At 37.8% G+C, this 21,937-nt stretch carries 18 protein-coding genes; 17 read left to right on the plus strand and 1 reads right to left on the minus strand.

What is annotated here, in order from left to right:
- Positions 1-38: 38 nt before the first annotated feature.
- The 5 genes from accD to BAMA_RS13055 all read left to right on the plus strand — a co-directional run bounded on the left by accD (position 39) and on the right by BAMA_RS13055 (position 5,241).
- A complete protein-coding gene (gene accD, locus BAMA_RS13035) occupies positions 39-908 on the plus strand; it encodes an acetyl-CoA carboxylase, carboxyltransferase subunit beta (protein ID WP_034639707.1) in 870 nt (289 codons plus the stop codon).
- Positions 896-1,870 carry an acetyl-CoA carboxylase carboxyl transferase subunit alpha gene (accA, locus tag BAMA_RS13040; protein ID WP_034639710.1) on the plus strand — a complete coding sequence of 325 codons (975 nt, stop codon included), beginning with the start codon at positions 896-898 and terminating at the stop codon, positions 1,868-1,870. The genes accD and accA overlap by 13 nt, the downstream gene beginning before the upstream one ends.
- Before the next feature lie 128 nt (positions 1,871-1,998).
- On the plus strand, positions 1,999-2,958 hold the full coding sequence (pfkA, locus tag BAMA_RS13045) for a 6-phosphofructokinase (RefSeq protein WP_034639714.1): 960 nt from the start codon (positions 1,999-2,001) through the stop codon (positions 2,956-2,958).
- A 53-nt stretch (positions 2,959-3,011) separates the two neighbouring features.
- A complete protein-coding gene (gene pyk, locus BAMA_RS13050) occupies positions 3,012-4,769 on the plus strand; it encodes a pyruvate kinase (protein ID WP_034639717.1) in 1,758 nt (585 codons plus the stop codon).
- Between the two features lie 82 nt (positions 4,770-4,851).
- Positions 4,852-5,241 carry an FxsA family protein gene (locus tag BAMA_RS13055; RefSeq protein ID WP_034639720.1) on the plus strand — a complete coding sequence of 130 codons (390 nt, stop codon included), beginning with the start codon at positions 4,852-4,854 and terminating at the stop codon, positions 5,239-5,241.
- A 145-nt stretch (positions 5,242-5,386) separates the two neighbouring features.
- On the opposite strand, the gene ytvI is transcribed toward BAMA_RS13055, so the two are convergent.
- Positions 5,387-6,472, minus strand: a complete 1,086-nt coding sequence (gene ytvI, locus BAMA_RS13060) for a sporulation integral membrane protein YtvI (protein ID WP_415782900.1) — start codon at positions 6,470-6,472, stop codon at positions 5,387-5,389.
- A 474-nt stretch (positions 6,473-6,946) separates the two neighbouring features.
- Between ytvI and BAMA_RS13065 the strand changes: the two genes are divergently transcribed.
- The 12 genes from BAMA_RS13065 to BAMA_RS13120 all read left to right on the plus strand — a co-directional run bounded on the left by BAMA_RS13065 (position 6,947) and on the right by BAMA_RS13120 (position 21,440).
- Positions 6,947-7,408: a DUF441 domain-containing protein gene (locus BAMA_RS13065; protein ID WP_034639726.1), complete on the plus strand. Its 462-nt coding sequence runs from the start codon at positions 6,947-6,949 to the stop codon at positions 7,406-7,408.
- A 766-nt stretch (positions 7,409-8,174) separates the two neighbouring features.
- The gene (gene citZ, locus BAMA_RS13070) at positions 8,175-9,293 is read left to right on the plus strand and encodes a citrate synthase (RefSeq protein WP_034639728.1); all 1,119 of its coding nucleotides are present in this window, start codon (positions 8,175-8,177) and stop codon (positions 9,291-9,293) included.
- A gap of 213 nt (positions 9,294-9,506) precedes the next feature.
- A complete protein-coding gene (gene icd, locus BAMA_RS13075) occupies positions 9,507-10,799 on the plus strand; it encodes an NADP-dependent isocitrate dehydrogenase (protein WP_034639731.1) in 1,293 nt (430 codons plus the stop codon).
- A 19-nt stretch (positions 10,800-10,818) separates the two neighbouring features.
- Positions 10,819-11,757, plus strand: coding sequence for a malate dehydrogenase (mdh, locus tag BAMA_RS13080; protein ID WP_034639735.1), 939 nt, complete (start codon positions 10,819-10,821; stop codon positions 11,755-11,757).
- 188 nt (positions 11,758-11,945) lie between these two features.
- Entirely contained in the window at positions 11,946-12,419 is a 474-nt protein-coding gene (locus BAMA_RS13085) for a MaoC/PaaZ C-terminal domain-containing protein (protein WP_034639737.1), read from the plus strand.
- A 124-nt stretch (positions 12,420-12,543) separates the two neighbouring features.
- On the plus strand, positions 12,544-13,260 hold the full coding sequence (locus BAMA_RS13090) for a response regulator transcription factor (protein ID WP_034639739.1): 717 nt from the start codon (positions 12,544-12,546) through the stop codon (positions 13,258-13,260).
- Positions 13,253-15,007 carry a two-component system histidine kinase PnpS gene (gene pnpS / locus BAMA_RS13095; protein ID WP_034639740.1) on the plus strand — a complete coding sequence of 585 codons (1,755 nt, stop codon included), beginning with the start codon at positions 13,253-13,255 and terminating at the stop codon, positions 15,005-15,007. Before BAMA_RS13090 ends, pnpS begins: the two co-directional genes overlap by 8 nt.
- A 454-nt stretch (positions 15,008-15,461) precedes the next feature.
- On the plus strand, positions 15,462-18,092 hold the full coding sequence (gene polA, locus BAMA_RS13100) for a DNA polymerase I (RefSeq protein ID WP_034639742.1): 2,631 nt from the start codon (positions 15,462-15,464) through the stop codon (positions 18,090-18,092).
- Between the two features lie 12 nt (positions 18,093-18,104).
- Positions 18,105-18,935, plus strand: a complete 831-nt coding sequence (mutM, locus tag BAMA_RS13105) for a DNA-formamidopyrimidine glycosylase (protein WP_034639744.1) — start codon at positions 18,105-18,107, stop codon at positions 18,933-18,935.
- A gap of 78 nt (positions 18,936-19,013) precedes the next feature.
- Complete coding sequence (gene ytaF, locus BAMA_RS13110) at positions 19,014-19,646, plus strand: sporulation membrane protein YtaF (protein ID WP_034639746.1); 633 nt, start codon at positions 19,014-19,016, stop codon at positions 19,644-19,646.
- Between the two features lie 53 nt (positions 19,647-19,699).
- Positions 19,700-20,302, plus strand: coding sequence for a dephospho-CoA kinase (gene coaE / locus BAMA_RS13115; protein WP_034639748.1), 603 nt, complete (start codon positions 19,700-19,702; stop codon positions 20,300-20,302).
- Positions 20,303-20,411: 109 nt separating this feature from the next.
- The gene (locus tag BAMA_RS13120) at positions 20,412-21,440 is read left to right on the plus strand and encodes a glyceraldehyde-3-phosphate dehydrogenase (RefSeq protein ID WP_034639750.1); all 1,029 of its coding nucleotides are present in this window, start codon (positions 20,412-20,414) and stop codon (positions 21,438-21,440) included.
- Positions 21,441-21,937: the final 497 nt, after the last annotated feature.

Genomic DNA, 21,937 nt, shown 5'->3' on the forward strand with positions numbered 1-21,937 from the left:
AACCCTAACCTTAGCTCTCACCTAAAGGGGGTCAAATTGTGCTAAGAGATTTATTCTTAAAAAAGAAAAAGTATGCTGCAATTCCTTCAGAACAAGTACGAAAAGATGTGCCGGATGGCGTTATGACAAAATGTCCGAAATGTAAAAAGATTATGTATACGAAAGAGCTATTGAAAAATTTAAAAGTATGTGTAAACTGTGGATATCATCATCCGATGAACGCATGGGAGCGTCTTGATAGTCTGTTAGATGAAGGTTCGTTCCGTGAGTATGATCAGGAGATGGTTTCTTCTAATCCACTTCAGTTTCCGGGTTATGAGGACAAGTTAGAGAGTGATCGCGAGAAAACGGAATTAAACGAAGCTGTTGTGACAGGTGAAGGAACGATTGACGAAATGCTCGTAGTCGTTGCGGTTATGGATTCTCGATTTCGAATGGGAAGCATGGGCTCAGTTGTAGGTGAAAAAATTGCACGTGCGATTGCAAAAGCAACGGAACTGCAAGTGCCATTTCTTATTTTCACTGCATCGGGCGGTGCTCGTATGCAAGAAGGTATTTTAAGTTTAATGCAGATGGCAAAAACGAGCGTTGCTTTAAAGAGGCACAGCAATGCAGGTGGCTTAATTATTTCTATTATGACGCACCCAACAACAGGTGGTGTATCAGCGAGTTTCGCTTCGCTTGGTGACTACAACTTAGCAGAGCCAGGAGCATTAATCGGCTTTGCAGGTAGACGTGTTATCGAACAAACAGTGCGCGAAAAACTGCCAGAAGACTTCCAAACGGCAGAGTTTTTATTAGCGCATGGTCAGCTTGATGCGGTTGTGCACCGAGATGACATGAAAGAGACACTTCGTAAGATTTTAGAAGTTCATCAAGGAGGGGAAGCGGCTGTATGGCAGGATTAGAATTTGAAAAACCAGTTGTAGAGCTAAGAGATAAAATTCGTGAACTGAAAGAATATACGAAAAACAGCCAGATGGATTTCAGCGAGGAGATTCGTATTTTGGAAGGAAAGTTAGAGAGTTTAGAGAAAGAAATTTACGGCAACCTGAAAGTATGGGACCGCGTTCAAATTGCTCGTCACGCAGAGAGACCAACAACGCTTGATTATATTGAGCACTTATTTACTGATTTTTTTGAATGTCATGGAGATCGCCTATTTGGCGACGATGCAGCGATTGTTGGTGGGATTGCGAAATATAATGGTATGCCAGTGACGGTAATAGGACATCAGCGCGGGAAAGATACGAAAGAGAATATTCGCCGTAATTTCGGAATGCCTCATCCAGAAGGATATCGAAAAGCACTTCGTCTTATGAAGCAAGCGGAGAAATTCAATCGCCCAATCATTTGTTTCATCGATACGAAAGGTGCATATCCCGGGAAAGCTGCAGAAGAGCGTGGTCAAAGTGAGGCAATTGCTCGTAATTTATTTGAGATGGCTGGCCTTACTGTACCGGTGATTTGTATTGTGATTGGTGAAGGAGGTAGCGGAGGGGCGTTAGGTCTTGGTGTTGGTGATTATGTTCACATGCTTGAGAATTCTACGTACTCTGTCATTTCTCCAGAAGGTGCCGCAACGATTCTTTGGAAAGATGCAAGTAAAGCAAAGGATGCTGCAGAAGCGTTAAAGATTACTGCAACGGATTTAAAAGCTTTAGGAGTCATTGATGAAATTATTCCGGAAACAAGAGGCGGAGCACACCGTGATATCCCAAAACAAGCTGAGATTATGGGTTTTGTTTTACAAAAAACATTTGATCAATTAAAAGGGATTTCAAAAGAGGAATTGCTGGAAAAGCGTTATGAAAAATATATGAAAATTGGGCAAGTTTCGTTTTTAAACGCTTCCATTTGGATAAAATAGTAAAAGCGTGCGTTCCACTTCGCGAATGCACGTTTTTCCTGTTAAAAGACACATCTTCTCCATTGTGTTTTGTTGTTTTTTCATGTTATTTTATTATAAGGTAAATAATCTTATGAGGTGAGTACTAAATGAAACGTATTGGTGTTTTGACAAGTGGTGGAGATTCACCTGGTATGAACGCTGCAATTCGTGCAGTAGTTCGTAAAGCGATCTACCATGATCTAGAAGTGTATGGTATCTATCATGGATATGCAGGATTAATTTCAGGTCATATTGAAAAATTAGAGCTTGGATCTGTAGGAGATATTATCCACCGCGGTGGAACAAAATTATATACAGCTCGTTGCCCAGAATTCAAAACAGTAGAAGGACAATTAAAGGGTATTGAGCAATTAAAGAAATTCGATATCGAAGGACTTGTTGTAATTGGTGGAGATGGCTCTTACCAAGGTGCAAAAAAATTAACAGAACATGGCTTCCCATGTGTTGGTGTTCCAGGTACAATTGACAATGATATTCCTGGTACAGATTTCACAATTGGGTTTGATACAGCGTTAAATACTGTTATTGATGCAATTGATAAAATTCGTGATACAGCTACGTCTCATGAGCGTACATATGTAATTGAAGTAATGGGTCGTCACGCTGGTGATATCGCATTATGGGCTGGTTTAGCTGATGGTGCTGAAACAATCTTAATTCCAGAAGCAGATTACGATATGAATGATGTAATTAACCGTTTGAAGCGCGGTAGCGATCGTGGTAAAAAGCATAGTATTATCGTTGTAGCTGAAGGTGTAGGAAGTGCGATTGACATCGGTAAGCAAATTGAAGAGGCAACAGATTTTGATACACGTGTTACAGTGTTAGGTCACGTACAACGCGGTGGATCACCGAGTGCACAAGACCGTGTATTAGCAAGTCGCCTTGGTGCAAAAGCAGTTGAACTGTTACTTGAAGGAAAAGGCGGACGTTGCGTAGGTATTCAAAATAATCAACTTGTTGATCATGATATTATCGAAGCGTTAGCGCAAAAACACACAATTGATTTAGATATGTATCAATTGTCAAAAGAATTATCCATCTAATTGACAGAATGTCAGATATTTGGGAACGGTTTCATAATTTTCGGAGGTGCAATATGCGTAAAACTAAAATTGTATGTACTATCGGTCCTGCAAGTGAAAGTATCGATAAATTAGAGCAGCTGATGGAAGCGGGTATGAACGTTACTCGTTTAAACTTCTCTCATGGTAGCCATGAAGAGCATGCAGCTCGTATTAAAACAATCCGTGAAGCGGCGAAAAAAACTGGTAAAACAGTAGCAATCCTTTTAGATACAAAAGGTCCAGAAATTCGCACGCACGACTTTGTAGACGGACAAGCTGAACTGAAAATGGGTGCAGAAGTTGTCATTTCTACAGAGCAAGTGATGGGAACAGCTGAGAAGTTTTCTGTGAGTTACGCAGGTCTTTATGATGATGTTAATCCAGGCTCTCGTATTCTAATCGATGACGGCTTAATTGAGTTAGAAGTAATCGAAAAAGCGAACGGCGATATTCGCACAAAAGTATTAAACAGCGGTATGGTAAAAAATAAAAAAGGTGTAAACGTACCAAACGTAAGCATCAAACTTCCAGGAATTACAGAAAAAGACGTTCAAGATATCATCTTCGGTATCGAACAAGATGTTGATTTCATCGCGGCATCTTTCGTTCGTAAAGCAGCGGACGTATTAGAAATCCGTGAATTATTAGAAGCGCACGGTGCACAGCACATTCAAATCATTCCGAAAATCGAAAACCAAGAAGGTATCGACAACATCGATTCTATCTTAGAAGTTTCTGACGGTTTAATGGTAGCTCGTGGTGACATGGGTGTAGAAATTCCACCAGAAGAAGTACCATTAGTGCAAAAGCGTCTAATTAAAAAATGTAACGTATTAGGTAAGCCGGTTATTACGGCTACACAAATGCTAGATTCTATGCAACGTAATCCTCGTCCGACACGTGCAGAAGCAAGTGACGTAGCGAACGCTATTTTTGATGGTACAGATGCAATTATGCTTTCTGGTGAAACAGCAGCGGGTCTATATCCGTTAGAATCAGTGTCTATGATGGCGAGCATCGCAATGCGTGTTGAAAAATCTTTACAATACGAAGATATGTTCAAAAAGCGTATTAAAGAGCAAACGGTAACAATCACTGATGCAATCAGTCAATCTGTTGCGCATACAGCACTTGCTCTTGGTGTAGCAGCAATCGTTGCTCCGACAGAAAGTGGCTATACTGCGAAAATGATTTCGAAATATCGCCCAAAATCTCCGATCGTAGCTGTAACATCTAACGAGCGTGTAAGTCGTCGTCTTGCTCTTGTTTGGGGTGTACAAGCGTTCACGACAGGAGAAAAAGCGAAGTCTACTGACGAAATGCTTGAAACAGCAATTCAAACAGCTACAGATGCTGAAGTAATTGGTCTTGGTGATACAGTTGTTATTACTGCTGGTGTACCTCTTGCTGAAGCTGGCACAACAAACTTAATGAAAATCCATGTTGTTGGTGAACAAATCACAAAAGGACAAGGAATTGGCCGTAAAGCAGCAAAAGGTAAAGTAGTTGTTGCGAAAACAGCTGAAGAAGCATTAGAGAATGTAACAGAAGGTTCTATCTTTGTTACAACAAGTACGGATAAAGATATGGTTCCTGCGATTGAAAAAGCAGCAGCTTTAGTTGTTGAAGAAGGTGGCTTAACAAGTCATGCAGCAGTTGTAGGTGTATCAATTGGTATTCCGGTTATCGTTGGTGTTGCTGGTGCAACAAACACTTTAAAAAATGGCCAAGAAGTAACAGTTGATGCGGCGCGTGGAATTGTTTATAATGGACATGCGGAAGTGCTATAAGAAGTAATATGAAGAGAAGGGTGGGAATCCTTCTCTTTTTTTCTATTTGAAAATAAAAGTATTATAAAAAGAAGGTGGCTGTATGAAGTGGTTTTTACTTTTGTTAATTGTTGTCCCGGCTTTAGAGATTACGTTGCTTGTTGGATCTAGTCAGTTGATTGGTTTATGGCCGACATTTATAGTCATTATATGTACAGGTGTTCTAGGGGCGTATTTGGCGAAGCGACAAGGATTAATCGTTTTGCAGGAAATTCGTGAACGTATGAGCTATGGGGAGCTTCCTGGTGATGCTTTATTGGATGGGATATGTATTTTGATTGGTGGAGTACTATTGTTAACTCCTGGATATGTAACGGATTTTATTGGATTTATGTTGCTAGTTTCTATAACGAGAAAGCCGTTAAAATATATGATATATAAGTGGATGGAGAAGAAAATTAGTAAAAAATCGACCATTATTGTACAAAAATAACACTTTGAGGTGAAAAACTCAAAGTGTTATTTTTTTGTCGAAAGGAAGGTGTATAATTATTCATTTGTAGAAAAAGGAAGAAAGTTAATGAATTATTATTCGTTTTTGGGAATAAAAAAACAAGAAGTTGGAACTTCTTGTTTTTCTACCCTTTTATAAATTTCCAAAGATCGTGGAAGACGCGTGCTTTATGTAATGTGTTTAATAAAACGAGTGTAACAGGTCCGATAATTAATCCTAAAAAACCGTATAATTTAAAGCCCACAAATAGAGCGATTAATGTGGCAAGTGGATCTAGACCGATATTAGATGATAATACTTTCGGCTCCATTAATTGTCTTTGGATAATAACGACAACGTACAAAATAAGGAGGCCAAGTGCAAACGCCGTATCACCTGTAATAAATACATAAATAATCCATGGGACAAAAACAGCACCGGTTCCTAGATAAGGTAGCAAATCGACGAAACCAGTAATAATTGCAATGGTGATTGCGTAAGGTACTCGTAAAATTAATAGGCCAATTAAAACGATGAGCGTCGTCATTGATACGAGTGTTAATTGTGCTTTTGCAAATCCAAGCAAAGCTCTTCGTAAGTCGATAAAAATCGTTTTTCCATAACCATGAACTCGTTTTGGGAGCATATTAGTTAACTTTTGAGCGAGGCGATGCCAATCAAAGCTAATAAAGAATGTCGCTAATAGTATAAAAACGAGAACAGTTAATGTTTTTGGTAGAGCACTAATGAAGTTAGTGAGTCCGCTTATAATTGCAGTTAGCAATTCTTTCATTTGCTCTGTTGCATCTGATCCTAAGTTTTGAATATTTGACGTAATGGTTGTTTGTTGAGATTCTCCAAGGTGATTAAACTTAGAGATTAAATCTTCGTACAGTGGAACGATATGATTGAGTGCGAATTGCTCTGCGTATTCAATCATAGCTGGGAATTTCTCCGTCACGATTTGAAGCAAATATGCTGTTGCAGAAATTACTTCTTTTACTAAATATGTTGCAAAACCAACGATTGCTCCAAATACAAGAACTAAGCTAATAAAGACAGCTAATGCACGGGGGAATCGAAGTTTTTGATCGAGAAAGTTCACAACAGGATTAATACAATAAGCTAATGCAAACGCAATAATAAACGGATATAGAAGACCTGCGGCATAAAAAAGAATATAAATACTCGCTATCCCGACTAAGAAGACAAAAATAAAACGTAATACAATATGAAGAAAACTCCAATTCAAAGTTGCATCCCTCCCATTCCGAATGGTGTTATGTTATAGTGGAATGATGGTCTTTTCCTTTTTATTCCGCATTAACGGGCTGTAAGACTCCCACTTCGAAACTTAAGAAAGACAAAGAAGTTTAGATGGAGATAGACAGTCTATAAAGCCTGATTTGTTCAACTAATACTCAGTGGGATGAAGAAAACCCAATTGAGTGAAGTTTCACTTTATCCCGCATTAACGGGCTGTAAGACTCCCACCTCAAAACTTGAGAGAAAACGAAGAAGTTTAGGTGGGAGATTAACAGCCCGTAAAAGCCCGATTCGTTCAACTAACACTCAGTGGGGGATGAAGAACCCCCCACTGAGTGAAGTTTCACTTTATTTTACCTGTTTCTTGTAAGAAAAGGAAGCAAGGCAACGGTATCTCACTAAAACTGACCTGTATTGCTTTTAGAAAGGGTGTACAATGATGATTAGTCAATCAACACTATTTTTGCTCATATTACTTATTATAGGGATCGTTGCGAAAAACCAATCGTTAACGGTAGCGGTCGGGATCCTTTTTCTATTGAAAATAACATTTCTGGGGGACAAAGTATTTCCGTATTTACAAACGAAAGGCATCAATCTTGGAGTTACTATTATTACAATTGCTGTTCTTGTTCCAATCGCAACTGGTGAAATTGGATTTAAACAGTTAGGAGAAGCAGCGAAATCTGCTTATGCTTGGGTTGCGCTTGCATCTGGAATTGCCGTTGCCTTACTTGCAAAAGGTGGTATACATTTATTGACAGATGATCCGCATATTACAACGGCGCTTGTTTTCGGTACGATTATCGCTGTAGCTCTATTTAATGGAATTGCAGTTGGACCGTTAGTTGGAGCGGGGATTGCTTATGTTGTGATGAGTTTGATTCAATTCTTTAAATAGTTTACAGGCTGTAGAGATGTTGTTCTCTACAGTTTTTTATTTTTCTTGTAGATTTCATTATTTTCTCATGAAATTTTCATCATCTTCTTCCTAGTTTCTCACCTTGTGATTTTATTATAAAAAAGTAATCGTTGTTGTAGGACCTGTCTGATGAATGGTGTGGATGTTTGCATAATATATTCGTTATAAAAAAGATAAAATATCGACAGGGTATGTCAGATTCACCTAGGAAAAGTAGATTTTAAAAATTTATTTGTCTTCTAAATTAAGGTGAGAGAGTACGTGCTAAGTGCATATGAATGCACAAATTGTGGGAAATCATGTGAAGCTGATGACCTGTATTTTGAATATAAAAATTCATAAAATTTATAGCGATATAAATTTTATGAATTCTTTTGATTCACAAAAGTCAGATAATTGTTTATAATAGATTTAGATAATATATAGCAACGTAGACTGACATCCAATAAAAACAACATAAAATAATTTTCATTTAATGTTGTTTTATGTTGTTTTTATAAAAAGCTCTCCGAGTAAATGTATCCTCACTTCCCGTCGATTTAACGTGGGGATTCGGAGAGAAACTCACGTTTTAACTTTTTCGAATCTTTAGAATGGCATTAGGGATATGGCAAAGTTGTCATAGATGTTTTTGCTCGCCCAAAAGATGAGCGGCCGTTCATAATTGAATCAAAAAAGTGAGAACAGTATACTGTTAGATGGGGCACAAGGTTGGGAGAAATTTAGAGGAAAAGGGGAGAATGGAATGACTATTATTCGAGGATTAGAAGGTGTAGTTGCAACAACATCATCTGTGAGCTCTATTATTGATGATACGTTAACGTATGTTGGATATGATATCGATGATTTAGCAGAACATGCAACGTTTGAAGAAGTTGTATACTTACTATGGCATCGTAAACTTCCTAATGAAGCGGAACTATTGGAGTTAACAAAACAGTTATCGGAAAACTCTAAAGTGCCAGAAGAAATTATTCAATATTTACAAGGAACAAACTTGGAAGTCGCACATCCGATGTCTGTATTACGTACAGCGATTTCTATGTTAGCATTATATGATAAAGAAGCAGAAGTTATGGATGAGAAAGCAAATTATTTGAAAGCGGTTAAATTGCAGGCTCGTGTAGCGACAATTACTGCAGCATACGCACGAATTCGCAAAGGTTTGAATGTTGTAGAGCCTCATAAAGATTTATCATTTGCTGCTAATTTCTTATATATGTTAAACGATCGTGAACCAAATGAAGTAGAGGTAGAAGCTTTTGATAAAGCGCTTGTACTTCATGCGGACCATGAATTAAATGCTTCTACATTTACGGCACGTGTATGTGTTGCAACACTTTCTGATGTGTACTCCGGTATTACGGCGGCAATTGGTGCTTTAAAAGGACCACTTCATGGCGGGGCGAATGAAAATGTTATGAAGATGTTAACGGAAATCGGAGAAGAAGAAAATGTAGAGTCATATGTTCATAATGCATTACAAAATAAAGTGAAAATTATGGGATTCGGACACCGTGTTTATAAAGATGGAGACCCACGTGCGAAACATTTACGTGAAATGTCTAAAAGATTATGCGTGCTATTAGGGGAAGAAAAATGGTACAATATGTCTGAGAAGATTGAAAATATTGTGACAAAAGAAAAAGGTCTTCCTCCAAATGTAGATTTCTATTCTGCATCTGTATACCATTGTTTAGGTGTTGACCATGATCTATTCACACCAATTTTTGCAATTAGCCGTATGTCAGGTTGGCTAGCTCATATTTTAGAGCAATATGAAAACAATCGTTTAATCCGCCCTCGTGCAGATTATAATGGTCCAACTCACCAAAAGTATGTACCGTTATTACAAAGAGGTTAATCCGATTGTAAAAATCTGACTTTTCAGCGAAAAGGAATGATCTGAAAATTTTATAGGATTTTCATTTACGTGTGACGAAGTGTTGCCTGTAAGTGAAATTATTTAACCAGTAGAGACTTCGGTCTCTGCTGGTTAATAATCATTATTGGTTTGAACTGAAGTTTTTCTATTCAGTATCATACATATGAAATTTCAAACATGGGGGTAATCACAATGACTGCAGGACAAAAAATTACTGTAACAAATGGTGTTATGAATGTACCTAATAATCCAATCGTTCCTTTTATTGAAGGAGATGGAACAGGACCAGATATTTGGGCAGCGGCATCTCGCGTATTAGATGCGGCTGTTGAAAAAGCATATAACGGTGAAAAGCAAATTGTTTGGAAAGAAGTACTTGCTGGGGAAAAAGCATTTAATCAAAATGGAAGTTGGTTACCAGAAGAAACATTAACAGATATTCGTGAATATTTAATTGCAATTAAAGGACCTCTTACAACTCCAGTTGGCGGCGGGATTCGTTCTTTAAACGTAGCACTTCGTCAAGAGTTAGATTTATACACATGCTTACGTCCAGTTCGTTACTTTGAAGGAGTTCCTTCTCCTGTAAAACGTCCGGAAGATACAGATATGGTTATTTTCCGTGAAAACACAGAGGACATTTATGCGGGTATTGAGTATGCAAAAGGTTCTGAAGAAGTTGAGAAATTACTAACATTTTTACAAAATGAAATGGGTGTGAAGAAAGTTCGCTTCCCTGAAACGTCTGGTATTGGTATTAAACCGATTTCAGAAGAAGGTACAAAGCGCCTTGTTCGCGCTGCGATTCAATATGCAATCAATGAAAAGCGTACATCTGTTACATTGGTTCATAAAGGTAACATTATGAAGTACACAGAAGGTGCTTTCAAAAATTGGGGTTATGAAGTAGCGGAGCAAGAATTTGGTGCACAAGTATTTACTTGGGCTGAATATGACCGCATCGTTGAAAAAGAAGGAAAAGATGCTGCAAATAAAGCGATGGCAGATGCAGAAGTAGCTGGCAAAATCATCGTAAAAGATTCAATCGCAGACATTTTCTTACAACAAATTTTAACACGTCCTCGTGAGTTTGATGTTGTTGCAACAATGAACTTAAACGGAGACTATATTTCCGATGCACTAGCAGCACAAGTTGGCGGCATTGGTATCGCACCTGGTGCAAACATTAACTATGTAACTGGACATGCTATTTTTGAAGCGACGCATGGAACAGCTCCAAAATATGCAGGACTAGATAAAGTAAATCCGTCTTCAGTTCTTCTTTCAGGTGTGTTAATGTTAGAGCATATGGGATGGAATGAAGCGGCGAAATTAATTATGGATTCTATAGAGAAAACGATTGCTTCTAAAGTAGTAACATATGATTTCGCACGTCTCATGGAAGGTGCAACGGAAGTGAAGTGTTCTGAATTTGCGAATGCACTTATTAACAATATGGATGAAGCGATCATTAAAAACGCATAATTGAAAGTGGGGAGAAATGATGACAATCAAACGCAAAAAAGTTTCAGTCATCGGAGCAGGATTTACAGGAGCGACAACAGCGTTCTTATTAGCTCAAAAAGAGTTAGCTGATGTTGTGTTAGTGGACATTCCACAGCTGGAAAATCCAACAAAGGGGAAAGCGTTAGATATGTTGGAAGCAAGCCCAGTACAAGGTTTTGATGCAAATATTATCGGTACATCTAATTACGAAGATACAGCTGATTCTGATGTTGTTGTCATTACAGCGGGTATCGCGCGTAAGCCTGGGATGAGTCGTGATGATTTAGTTGCAACAAACTCTAAAATTATGAAAAGCGTTACGAAAGAGATTGCAAAGTACTCTCCAAACAGCATTATTGTTGTATTAACAAATCCAGTTGACGCAATGACGTATTCTGTATTTAAAGAAGCAGGATTTCCGAAAGAACGCGTAATTGGTCAATCTGGCGTATTAGATACAGCTCGTTTCCGTACATTTATCGCCCAGGAATTGAATCTATCTGTAAAAGATATTACAGGGTTTGTTCTTGGTGGGCATGGTGATGAGATGGTTCCACTTGTTCGTTACTCGTATGCAGGTGGTATTCCACTTGAAACATTGATTCCTGCAGAACGCTTAGAAGCAATTGTTGAGCGTACACGTAAAGGTGGCGGCGAAATTGTAAACCTATTAGGGAATGGTAGTGCATACTATGCACCAGCGGCTTCTTTAGTAGAAATGACAGAAGCGATTTTAAAAGATCAACGCCGCGTGTTACCGGCAATTGCATATCTTGAGGGTGAGTATGGATACAGTGATTTATACTTAGGTGTTCCAGTTATTCTTGGTGGTAACGGTATTGAAAAGATTATTGAATTAGAATTGCTGCCGGAAGAAAAAGAAGCGTTAAATCGCTCTGTAGAATCTGTGCGCAGTGTTATGAAAGTTCTTGCATAATGAGAGATAGAAAAAGATTCGGGATACCCCGAGTCTTTTTCCTCTATATATCGCATTATTTTTTTGAAATAATTTGAAAGCGTTATCAAAGAAACTATACAACTCTTCATTCTAGCAATTTATGTCGTATGTGATTGGAAGGAAGCGAGAAGAATAAAAGTGAAAATGATGATCGGAGGGATTGTATCATGTTAAAGAAAAAGGCGAAGTTAGGTCGTAAAATGGATGAGATTACTGTAGGAGAAAAATTATCTGTTACAGAGAAGATTGAAGATAAAGATTTATTGTTATATTTAGGGTTAACAAATGACTCGAATCCGTTATATATTCAACATGATTACGCATCCCAAACTCCGTATGAAAAACCGGTTGTCCCAACAATTATGGTAACGGGCATTGTCACAACTGCAGTGACAAAATATTTACCGGGTCCTGGCAGTCATGTCGTGAGGCAAGAACTTGAGTTTGTGAAGCCAGTCCATCATTATGCTACGCTCCAGATTCACTTTGAGGTAGTTGCTGTGTATCAAGAAGAACATAGTATTGATATGCGTGTACTTGCTTACAATGAAAATGAAGAAGAAGTCGTAAAAGGTTTGTTAACTGTAGCTCCACCGCATCATTTATCAACAGTGTTTGAGAGAGCACTTGATAATTTTTAATAAAACAGGTGAGAAAATCACCTGTTTTTTATATTGAGGGGATATTTGTTTTCTAGTATGATGGAAATGAAAGGGAAGATACTAGGATGAAGAAGGTTTATAGTCTATAACCTGGAGGAAAAGAATGAACAATCGAATTTTAGTTGTCGACGATGAAGAGTCGATTTTAACGCTAATTGAATTTAATTTACAGCAAGCAGGATTTGAAGTAATCACAGCGATGGATGGTGAAACAGGACTTCATAAAGCACGTGTAGAAAATCCGGATTTGATTATATTAGATTTAATGCTGCCACAAATGGATGGTATGGAAGTTTGTAAAGAACTTCGCTTGCAACGTATGATGACACCGATTTTAATGTTAACTGCAAAAGATGATGAGTTTGATAAAGTGTTAGGACTTGAACTTGGTGCGGATGATTATATGACGAAGCCGTTTAGTCCAAGAGAAGTTGTGGCACGTGTGAAGGCGATTTTACGCCGTTCAAAAATGCAAGAGGAACATGTGAAAGAAGTAGAAGATGAGGGTAGTATTTCTATTTCTGGATTGAAAATTTTACCTGATTCTTATGAAGCATATTTTGAAGGAAAGAAACTTGAACTCACACCAAAAGAATTTGAATTGCTTGTATATTTAGTGAAGAATAAAGGTCGTGTATTAACGCGTGATCAATTATTAAGTGCGGTTTGGAATTATGATTTTGCAGGAGATACACGTATCGTTGACGTTCATATTAGTCATTTAAGAGATAAGATTGAAAAGAATACGAAAAAGCCAGAGTATATTAAAACAATTCGTGGACTAGGTTACAAATTGGAGGAGCCAAAGGGAGATGAATAAATTTCGCTCGAGGCTTCTTTTTACATTTGTATCTCTTATTGTTGTAATTTTAGTTGGACTAGGGTTATTACTTGAGAGAGTATTTGAAAGCTATTATGTTGATCATTTTCAGGAGAGAATGGCGAAAGAGACACAATATGTTGCTTCTGTTGTAGAAGCGGATGGTATTGAGTATGTCGTTGGAAAGCCTGATGTATTTGAAAGGTTAGAAGAACATTTTTTAGTACGTGTTACTTTTTTAAATGAGGAAAAACAAGTTCTTTATGAAACGAAAGGTATGCATGAGAAACTTACGAATGAAATGTTAGAAGACATAACTTCTGAGACGAAGCGGCAACCTAATCGTGTTAACATAAAAGAGACGACTGGTGATTATCCGTATTATTATGCTACGTTTGTTGAAGATAAGACGGGGGTTAAAGGGTATTTAATTATAAATAGCTCGATGGATTCTTTAGGAAACGTTCACCAAAAGACGTGGGGACTCTTAATTATTGGCTTTGTTATTTCGTGTCTCATTTTTGTGTTTCTTGGGCTTAAAATTACAGGACAGTATATTAAGCCAATTGAATCTGTTACAAAAGTAGCGATTGAGCTTGCAAAAGGAAATTATAAGGCGAGAGCCTATGAAAATCATGCTGATGAAACAGGAATGCTTAGTAAAGCTGTGAATATTTTAGCGCGTAATTTACAAGATATGACGCTTGAGCAAGAAATGCAGCAAGATAGGCTTCATACCCTTATTGAAAATATGGGGAGTGGCATGATTTTAATTGATAGTCGTGGTTATATAAGTCTTGTGAACCGCTCGTATAAAGAGATTTTTCATGTGACAGATGAGCAATATATGCATCAGCTGTATTATGAAGCATTTACGCATCAAGAAATCATTGAACAAGTCGAAGAAATTTTCATGACAGAAGTAAAAGTACGAAAGCAACTGCATTTGCCGCTTGAAATTGAACGAAAACACTTTGAAGTCTACGGCGCACCGATTATTGGTACAAATCATGAGTGGAAAGGCATTGTACTTGTATTCCATGATATTACAGAGCTGAAAAAACTAGAGCAAATGCGTAAAGATTTCTTAGCAAATGTTTCGCATGAATTAAAAACACCAATTACATCGATTAAAGGTTTCTCAGAAACGTTATTAGATGGTGCCATGGAAAATCAGCAGTTTCGTGAAAAGTTTTTAAATATCATTTTAAAAGAAAGTGATCGTATGCAGGGATTAATTGAAGACTTGCTTGATTTATCAAAGATTGAACAGCAAGGATTTCAGTTAAATATGGCGCCTGTTGATATGAAAGAAATGTTAGAAGAAATTCGTGTGATGCTTGAAAAGAAAGTAGCGGCGAAAGAGATGACATTAAATGTACTGACAGGGGAACGAGTTTCTGTTATTGGTGATGTAGCAAGATTAAAGCAAGTGTTTATTAATTTAATTAACAATGCAATTTTATATACACCAGCTGGAGGAGCGGTCTCTGTAGAGCTTTTTGATGACGCTGATCATGTGTATGTGAAAGTATCTGATACTGGAATTGGTATCAGAAAAGAAGAAATTCCACGTATTTTTGAAAGATTTTATCGTGTTGATAAAGCAAGGAGTCGTAATACAGGCGGAACGGGCCTTGGACTTTCAATCGTAAAACACTTAGTTGAAGCGCACGAAGGAACGATTACGGTGGAGAGTGAGATCGGGAAGGGAACGACATTTACAGTTACACTGCGAAAACAATAAAGTGAAACTTCACTCAGTGGGGGTTTTCTTCATCCCCCACTGAGTGTCAGCCCGCAAATAGCGGGATAAATGTACTAGTAGATTAAGTGGTAAGACGTTTTAGCAGCGAAGGGGTTTTGGGTTTTATATTTAACTTTACATTATATTAACAATTGCTTTATGTTAGCTTAATAAACTGTTGTTAATATAATAATTGAAAAACCCCTTCATCCAAGGAGTAGTTTTGGACGAGGATAGGTAATCTATCCTCGTCACTTCCCTTTATGAACATAAAAACCTTTGTTTGTGAAAATATAGGTAACAAAAAATTCCCTTATGTGCGCTTAAATATACCGAAGAAAGAGCCGTTATTTTTCTTCTCTCTGACAGTCATGTTAATATAGAGAGAGGAAGAAGAACGGCTTTTTCTGTATGAGAAAAAGTCAGTTCGAATTTTTACGGGGAGGTTATGATTTTGGAAAAAAAGGTCGTTTTAGTCGATGGAAATAATATCGCATATCGTGCGTTTTTTGCTTTGCCGCTTTTAAATAACGACAAAGGGATACATACAAATGCAATTTACGGTTTTACGATGATGCTTATGCGAATTTTAGAAGAGGAAAAGCCAACGCATATGCTTGTAGCATTTGATGCAGGTAAAACAACGTTTCGTCATCAAACATTTAGTGAATATAAAGGTGGTCGTCAAAAGACACCACCGGAACTTTCTGAACAATTCCCGTTTATTCGTGAACTACTTGATGTGTTTCATGTGCCACGCTACGAGTTAGAGAATTATGAAGCGGATGATATTATGGGAACGTTAGCGAAAGAAGCGAGTGAGCAAGGTTTTCAAGTGAAGGTCATTTCAGGAGATAAAGATTTACTTCAGCTTGTATCAGAGAATACGCTTGTTTCTATTCCGCGTAAAGGCATTACAGAGATGGATGATTATACACCAGAAGCATTATTTGAAAAGTATAGTTTATCACCAAAGCAAATTATTGATATGAAAGGCCTCATGGGCGATCAATCTGATAATATTCCAGGTGTCCCAGGAGTTGGAGAAAAAACAGCGATTAAATTGTTAACACAGTTTGGGACTGTAGAGAACGTATATGAAAATTTAGAAGAAGTAAGTGGGAAGAAATTAAAAGAAAAACTAGAAGCCAATAAAGAGCAGGCGCTTATGAGCAAGGAATTAGCGACCATTATTACAGAGGCGCCAATTGCTGTTCACGTTGATGATATCGAATATAAAGGATATGAAAATGAAGATATTATCCCGTTCTTTGAAAACTTCGGATTCCATTCGTTATTAAGTAAATTAGGGCATACAACTGAAGAACCAGCAGCAGAGTTAAATGATATTTCATTTGATATTGTTGAAAGTGTAACGGATGAAATGCTTCAGCAGCATAGTGCTCTTATTATCGAAGTACAAGAGGACAACTATCACGGGGCAGATATTCAAGGTTTCGGCATTCATAATGAAAATGGTTCCTATTTTATACCAACTGACGTTGCGCTTGCGTCAGAAGCATTTGTAAATTGGCTTTCCGATGAGGAAATGAAGAAGTACACGTTTGATGCAAAGGGGGCAATTGTCGCCTTAAAATGGAAAGGATATGAAGTAAATGGAATCGAATTCGATTTGCTAATTGCTGCATACTTACTTGATCCAGCTGAAACGGATAAGGATTTCCGTGCTGTGGCGAAGATGAAAGATTCGCACGTTGTGAAATCGGATGAAGAAGTATATGGAAAAGGAGCAAAACGTGCTGTTCCAGAGCAAAGTATTGTTGCAGAGCATGTTGCGAGAAAGGCACATGTTTTATATGACGTACAAGCAACGTTTACAGAAGAGTTAAAGAAAAATGAGCAGTATGAACTGTTTACTGAGCTCGAAATGCCGCTTTGCCGTGTGTTAGCTGAGATGGAGTATAAAGGCGTTATGATTGATACGGACCGTCTTCGTAGTATGGGGGATGAACTTGTAGGTCAGCTAAAGGAAATGGAAAAAGAAATTTATGAATTAGCTGGAACAGAGTTTAATATTAACTCTCCGAAGCAGCTTGGTGTTGTATTATTTGAAACGCTGAATTTACCAGTAATGAAAAAGACGAAAACGGGTTATTCAACATCTGCTGATGTACTGGACAAGTTAATGGATCAGCATGAAATTATTCCGAAAATCCTCCATTATCGTCAAATCGGAAAGTTAAATTCGACATATATTGAAGGGTTGTTAAAAGTTGTTCATGCTGATTCTTCCAAGATTCATACACGTTTCAATCAAGTGTTGACACAAACAGGTCGTTTAAGCTCTGTGGAGCCTAACTTACAAAACATTCCAATTCGTTTAGAGGAAGGAAGAAAAATTCGTCAAGCATTTGTACCTTATGAAAAAGATTGGGTTATGTTTGCAGCCGATTATTCTCAAATTGAACTTCGTGTACTTGCACATATTGCAAATGACGATGGTTTAATTGAGGCGTTCCGCAATGATATGGATATTCATACGAAAACAGCGATGGATGTATTTGGGATTGCAGAGGAAGATGTGACGTCAAATATGAGGCGCCAAGCAAAAGCGGTTAACTTTGGAATTGTATACGGTATTAGTGATTACGGATTATCGCAAAATCTAGGGATTACAAGAAAAGCAGCGGCGGAATTTATTGAAAAGTATTTAGAAAGTTTCCCAGGTGTAAAGGAATATATGGATGATATTGTGAGGGAAGGGAAACAACAAGGGTATGTTGCAACGTTGTTAAAACGTCGCCGCTACATTCCGGAAATTACGAGCCGAAACTTTAATTTACGGGGCTTTGCGGAGCGGACTGCAATGAACACGCCGATTCAAGGAAGTGCCGCAGACATTATTAAGCAAGCGATGATTATTATGGCTGATCGTTTACAGGAAGAAGGTTTACGAGCACGCCTTTTACTACAGGTGCATGATGAATTGATTTTTGAAGCGCCAAAAGATGAAATTGAAAAGTTAGAAAAACTTGTACCAGAAGTGATGGAGCATGCGATTGAGCTTTCTGTTCCGTTAAAGGTCGACTATTCTTACGGCCCAACTTGGTATGATGCAAAATAAGGAAGTGAAAGTATGCCGGAGCTACCAGAAGTTGAAAATGTTAGAAGGACGCTTGAAGATCTCATAACAGGGAAAATGATTGAAGATGTCATTGTGACTTATCCGAAAATCGTAAAGCAACCAGACGATGTAGAGCAGTTTAAAGAAATGTTACAAGGAGAAACGGTTGAAGGCATCGGGCGTCGTGGTAAGTTTCTTCTTATATATATAACAAACTATACAATAGTTTCACATTTGCGTATGGAAGGGAAATATATGTTAGAGTCAGCGGACAATCCGGTAGACAAACATACGCATGTTCGTTTTCGATTTACTGATGAAACAGAACTTCGTTACAAGGATGTGCGAAAGTTTGGAACGATGCATTTGTTTCGTAAAGGTGAAGAACTTGAAAAAATGCCGCTTGCTGATCTAGGGCCAGAGCCGTTTTCAGAGTTGTTAACACCAACGTACTTGCAAGAAAAACTACAAAAAACAAGTCGGAAAATTAAAGTTGTTCTTCTTGATCAGCGGGTGTTAGTTGGACTTGGGAATATATATGTTGATGAAGTGTTATTTCGCTCGGGAATACACCCGGAACGAGAAGCGTCCTCATTAACGAAAGAAGAGTTCCAAAAGCTCCATACAGAAATTGTTGCAACGCTTGAAGATGCAGTGGAGCAAGGAGGAAGTACAATTCGTACGTATATGAACTCACAAGGACAGCTTGGCACATATCAAGAGAGCCTTTATGTGTATGGTAAAAAAGGTGAACCGTGTCCCGCATGTAAAACAACAATTGAAAAAACAGTTGTTGGTGGGCGTGGTACGCATTATTGTCACGTATGTCAACCGCGTAAATAGGTAAATAGAAATGATAACATCGGATAGGCTTTTGTCATATATATACAGCAAAGCTATGTATAGGGAAGGAGCTTACCGATGTATCATTATTTCTCAATTATTTTATTAGCTTTTACGTTAAGTTTAGATAGTTGTAGTGTAGGTCTCACATATGGACTTCGTAATGTTCGTATCCCGCTAAAATCCATTGTTGTTATCGGAATATGCTCAGCTATGATTATGCTAATATCGATGGGAATTGGTCATATGATCTCGCAAGTCTTCTCACCTGTTTTTGCTACGCGTATTGGTGGCGTTGTACTTGTTGGGATTGGTGTATGGGTATTGTATCAATTTTTTCAAGGTGATAAAAAAGAAGTGCCGAAACATAAGGAGAAGGTATGGAATTTTGAAATTGCATCTCTTGGATTAGTCATTCAAATTTTACGAAAACCAACAGTCGCCGACTTTGATAAATCAGGAACGATTTCTGGGATGGAAGCATTTATGCTTGGGATGGCCCTTTCACTCGACTCATTTGGAGCTGGAATTGGTGCGTCTTTACTCGGCTTTTCACCGATTGTAATGGCTGGATTAGTTGCGGTGATGAGTACGTTATTTTTGTTTGTGGGCATGAAGCTTGGTGCGATTTTATCAAATATGCGATGGTTGCAAAAATTTACATTCGTCCCAGGTATATTACTTATTATTATTGGGATTTGGAAAATGTAACAAGATGACGTGAAACGATTGTTTCACGTCTCTATTTTTAGGGAGGAAGAGAAATGACAGTTGTAATTGGATTAACAGGGGGCATTGCGAGCGGGAAAAGTACAGTTTCAAACATGTTTGGTGAATTGCACATTCCGGTAATTGATGCAGATGTGATTGCTCGTGAAGTGGTTGAGCCTGGAAAAGAAGCATATAACAAGATTGTTGAAGTATTTGGGAATGAAATATTGGAGAAGAATGGAGAGCTAGACCGTGCGAAGCTTGGTGGTATCATTTTTCATGATGAAGAAAAAAGAATGCAATTAAATCATATTGTACATCCTGCTGTAAGAAAAGAAATGCAAAAGCAGAAAGAAGCTTACATACGCGAAGGTAGAGAAGTTGTGGTTCTAGATATTCCGCTTTTGTTTGAAAGTAAATTAACGGAGCTTGTTGATTATACCGTCGTTGTATATGTAGATGGAAACACGCAACTTGCTCGTTTAATGAATCGTAATGGATTTACAGAAGAAGAAGCAAAAGCGAGGATTGCATCTCAAATGCAACTAGAAGAAAAAGTGGCATTGGCAGATTACGTTATAAATAATAATGGCACAATTGAAGAAACGAGAGCACAATTGCGTGAAACGCTAGTGAAATGGTGCATTATTAAGTAAAAAATTTCGAAAATAATAAAAAAGCTTAGTGACATATCTCTTTTTTGTGTTATACTATTAATGGGATTGGAGATAAATAGTATAACGCAATCAAGGGGGATAACATATTATGATTCGTGTGGCAATTAATGGTTTTGGACGTATTGGAAGAATGGTATTTCGTCAAGCAGTAAAAGAAAGCGCATTCGAAATTGTAGCAATTAATGCAAGCTATCCATCAGAAACATTAGCACACTTAATTAAGTATGACACAATTCATGGGAAATTTGACGGAACGGTAGAAGCATTTGAAGATCATTTATTAGTAGATGGTAAAATGATTCGTCTTCTAAATAATCGCGATCCAAAGGAATTGCCTTGGAAAGACTTACAAGTAGACGTTGTAATTGAAGCAACAGGTAAGTTTAATGAAAAAGAAAAAGCGATGCTTCATGTAGAAGCTGGTGCGAAGAAAGTGATTTTAACGGCACCTGGTAAAAATGAAGATGTAACAATCGTTGTAGGGGTAAACGATGAAACGCTTGATATTACAAATCATACTGTCATTTCAAACGCGTCTTGTACAACAAACTGCTTAGCGCCTGTTGTAAAGGTGTTAGATGAAGAGTTTGGAATTGAAAACGGTTTAATGACAACAGTTCATGCATATACAAATGATCAAAAGAATATTGATAATCCACATAAAGATTTACGTCGCGCACGCGCTTGCGGACAATCAATCATTCCAACAACAACTGGTGCAGCAAAAGCACTTGCAAAAGTTCTTCCGCACTTAAACGGAAAGCTTCATGGTATGGCGCTTCGCGTTCCAACACCAAACGTATCATTAGTTGACTTAGTTGTTGATGTGAAACGTGATGTAACAGTGGAAGAAATTAATGAAGCGTTTATGAAGGCTGCAAACGGTAGCTTAAAAGGCATTGTTGCATTTAGCGATGAGCCATTAGTTTCTATCGACTTTAACACAAATACACATTCTGCAATTGTTGACGGCTTATCTACAATGGTAATGGGTGAGCGCAAAGTAAAGGTACTTGCTTGGTATGACAACGAGTGGGGTTATTCTCGCCGCGTTGTAGATCTTGTGAAGATGGTTGGTCACAAATTAGTAGAACAAGAAAATGTACAACACATTTAAGTTATATAGAGAAAAAGGCAAGCTACGGCTTGCTTTTTTTCGTGGTTAAAACTTTTTTGATCTTGTAACACTAAACCGCAAGTCACGGAGAACAAAAGGCTGCGAACTCACTTCCTACTTCTGTTTGAAACGCGAATGGTGGAAGGAAAGGGACCTGATCGTTACAAAACATGGCCAGCGCCTCCGTTCACCCAAAAAAGAGCGCTTTTAAATCTTTTTCTTTTTTTGAAAAAGAAAAATATTACATATACTTTTCTGTTTAACACACCTGAAAGCGTTGTAATTTCAACGTTTTTACATCTTTTCTCTAAATTAGGGGAAAGTAAAGTAGAAAAACATCACGAAAAAATGATAAAACTGTTGTTGCAAAATGGAAATAAACAAAGTATACTAACATTCGTAAACTTAAGAGCTGAGGTGGTAGTCACTACTTAAAGGGTTAGGACCTCTCTGGACTAACTTTCCCCCGTGGTAGTGGAGCAAGCCAAATTGCAAAT

Source organism: Bacillus manliponensis, assembly GCF_000712595.1.
Classification (GTDB): domain Bacteria; phylum Bacillota; class Bacilli; order Bacillales; family Bacillaceae_G; genus Bacillus_A; species Bacillus_A manliponensis.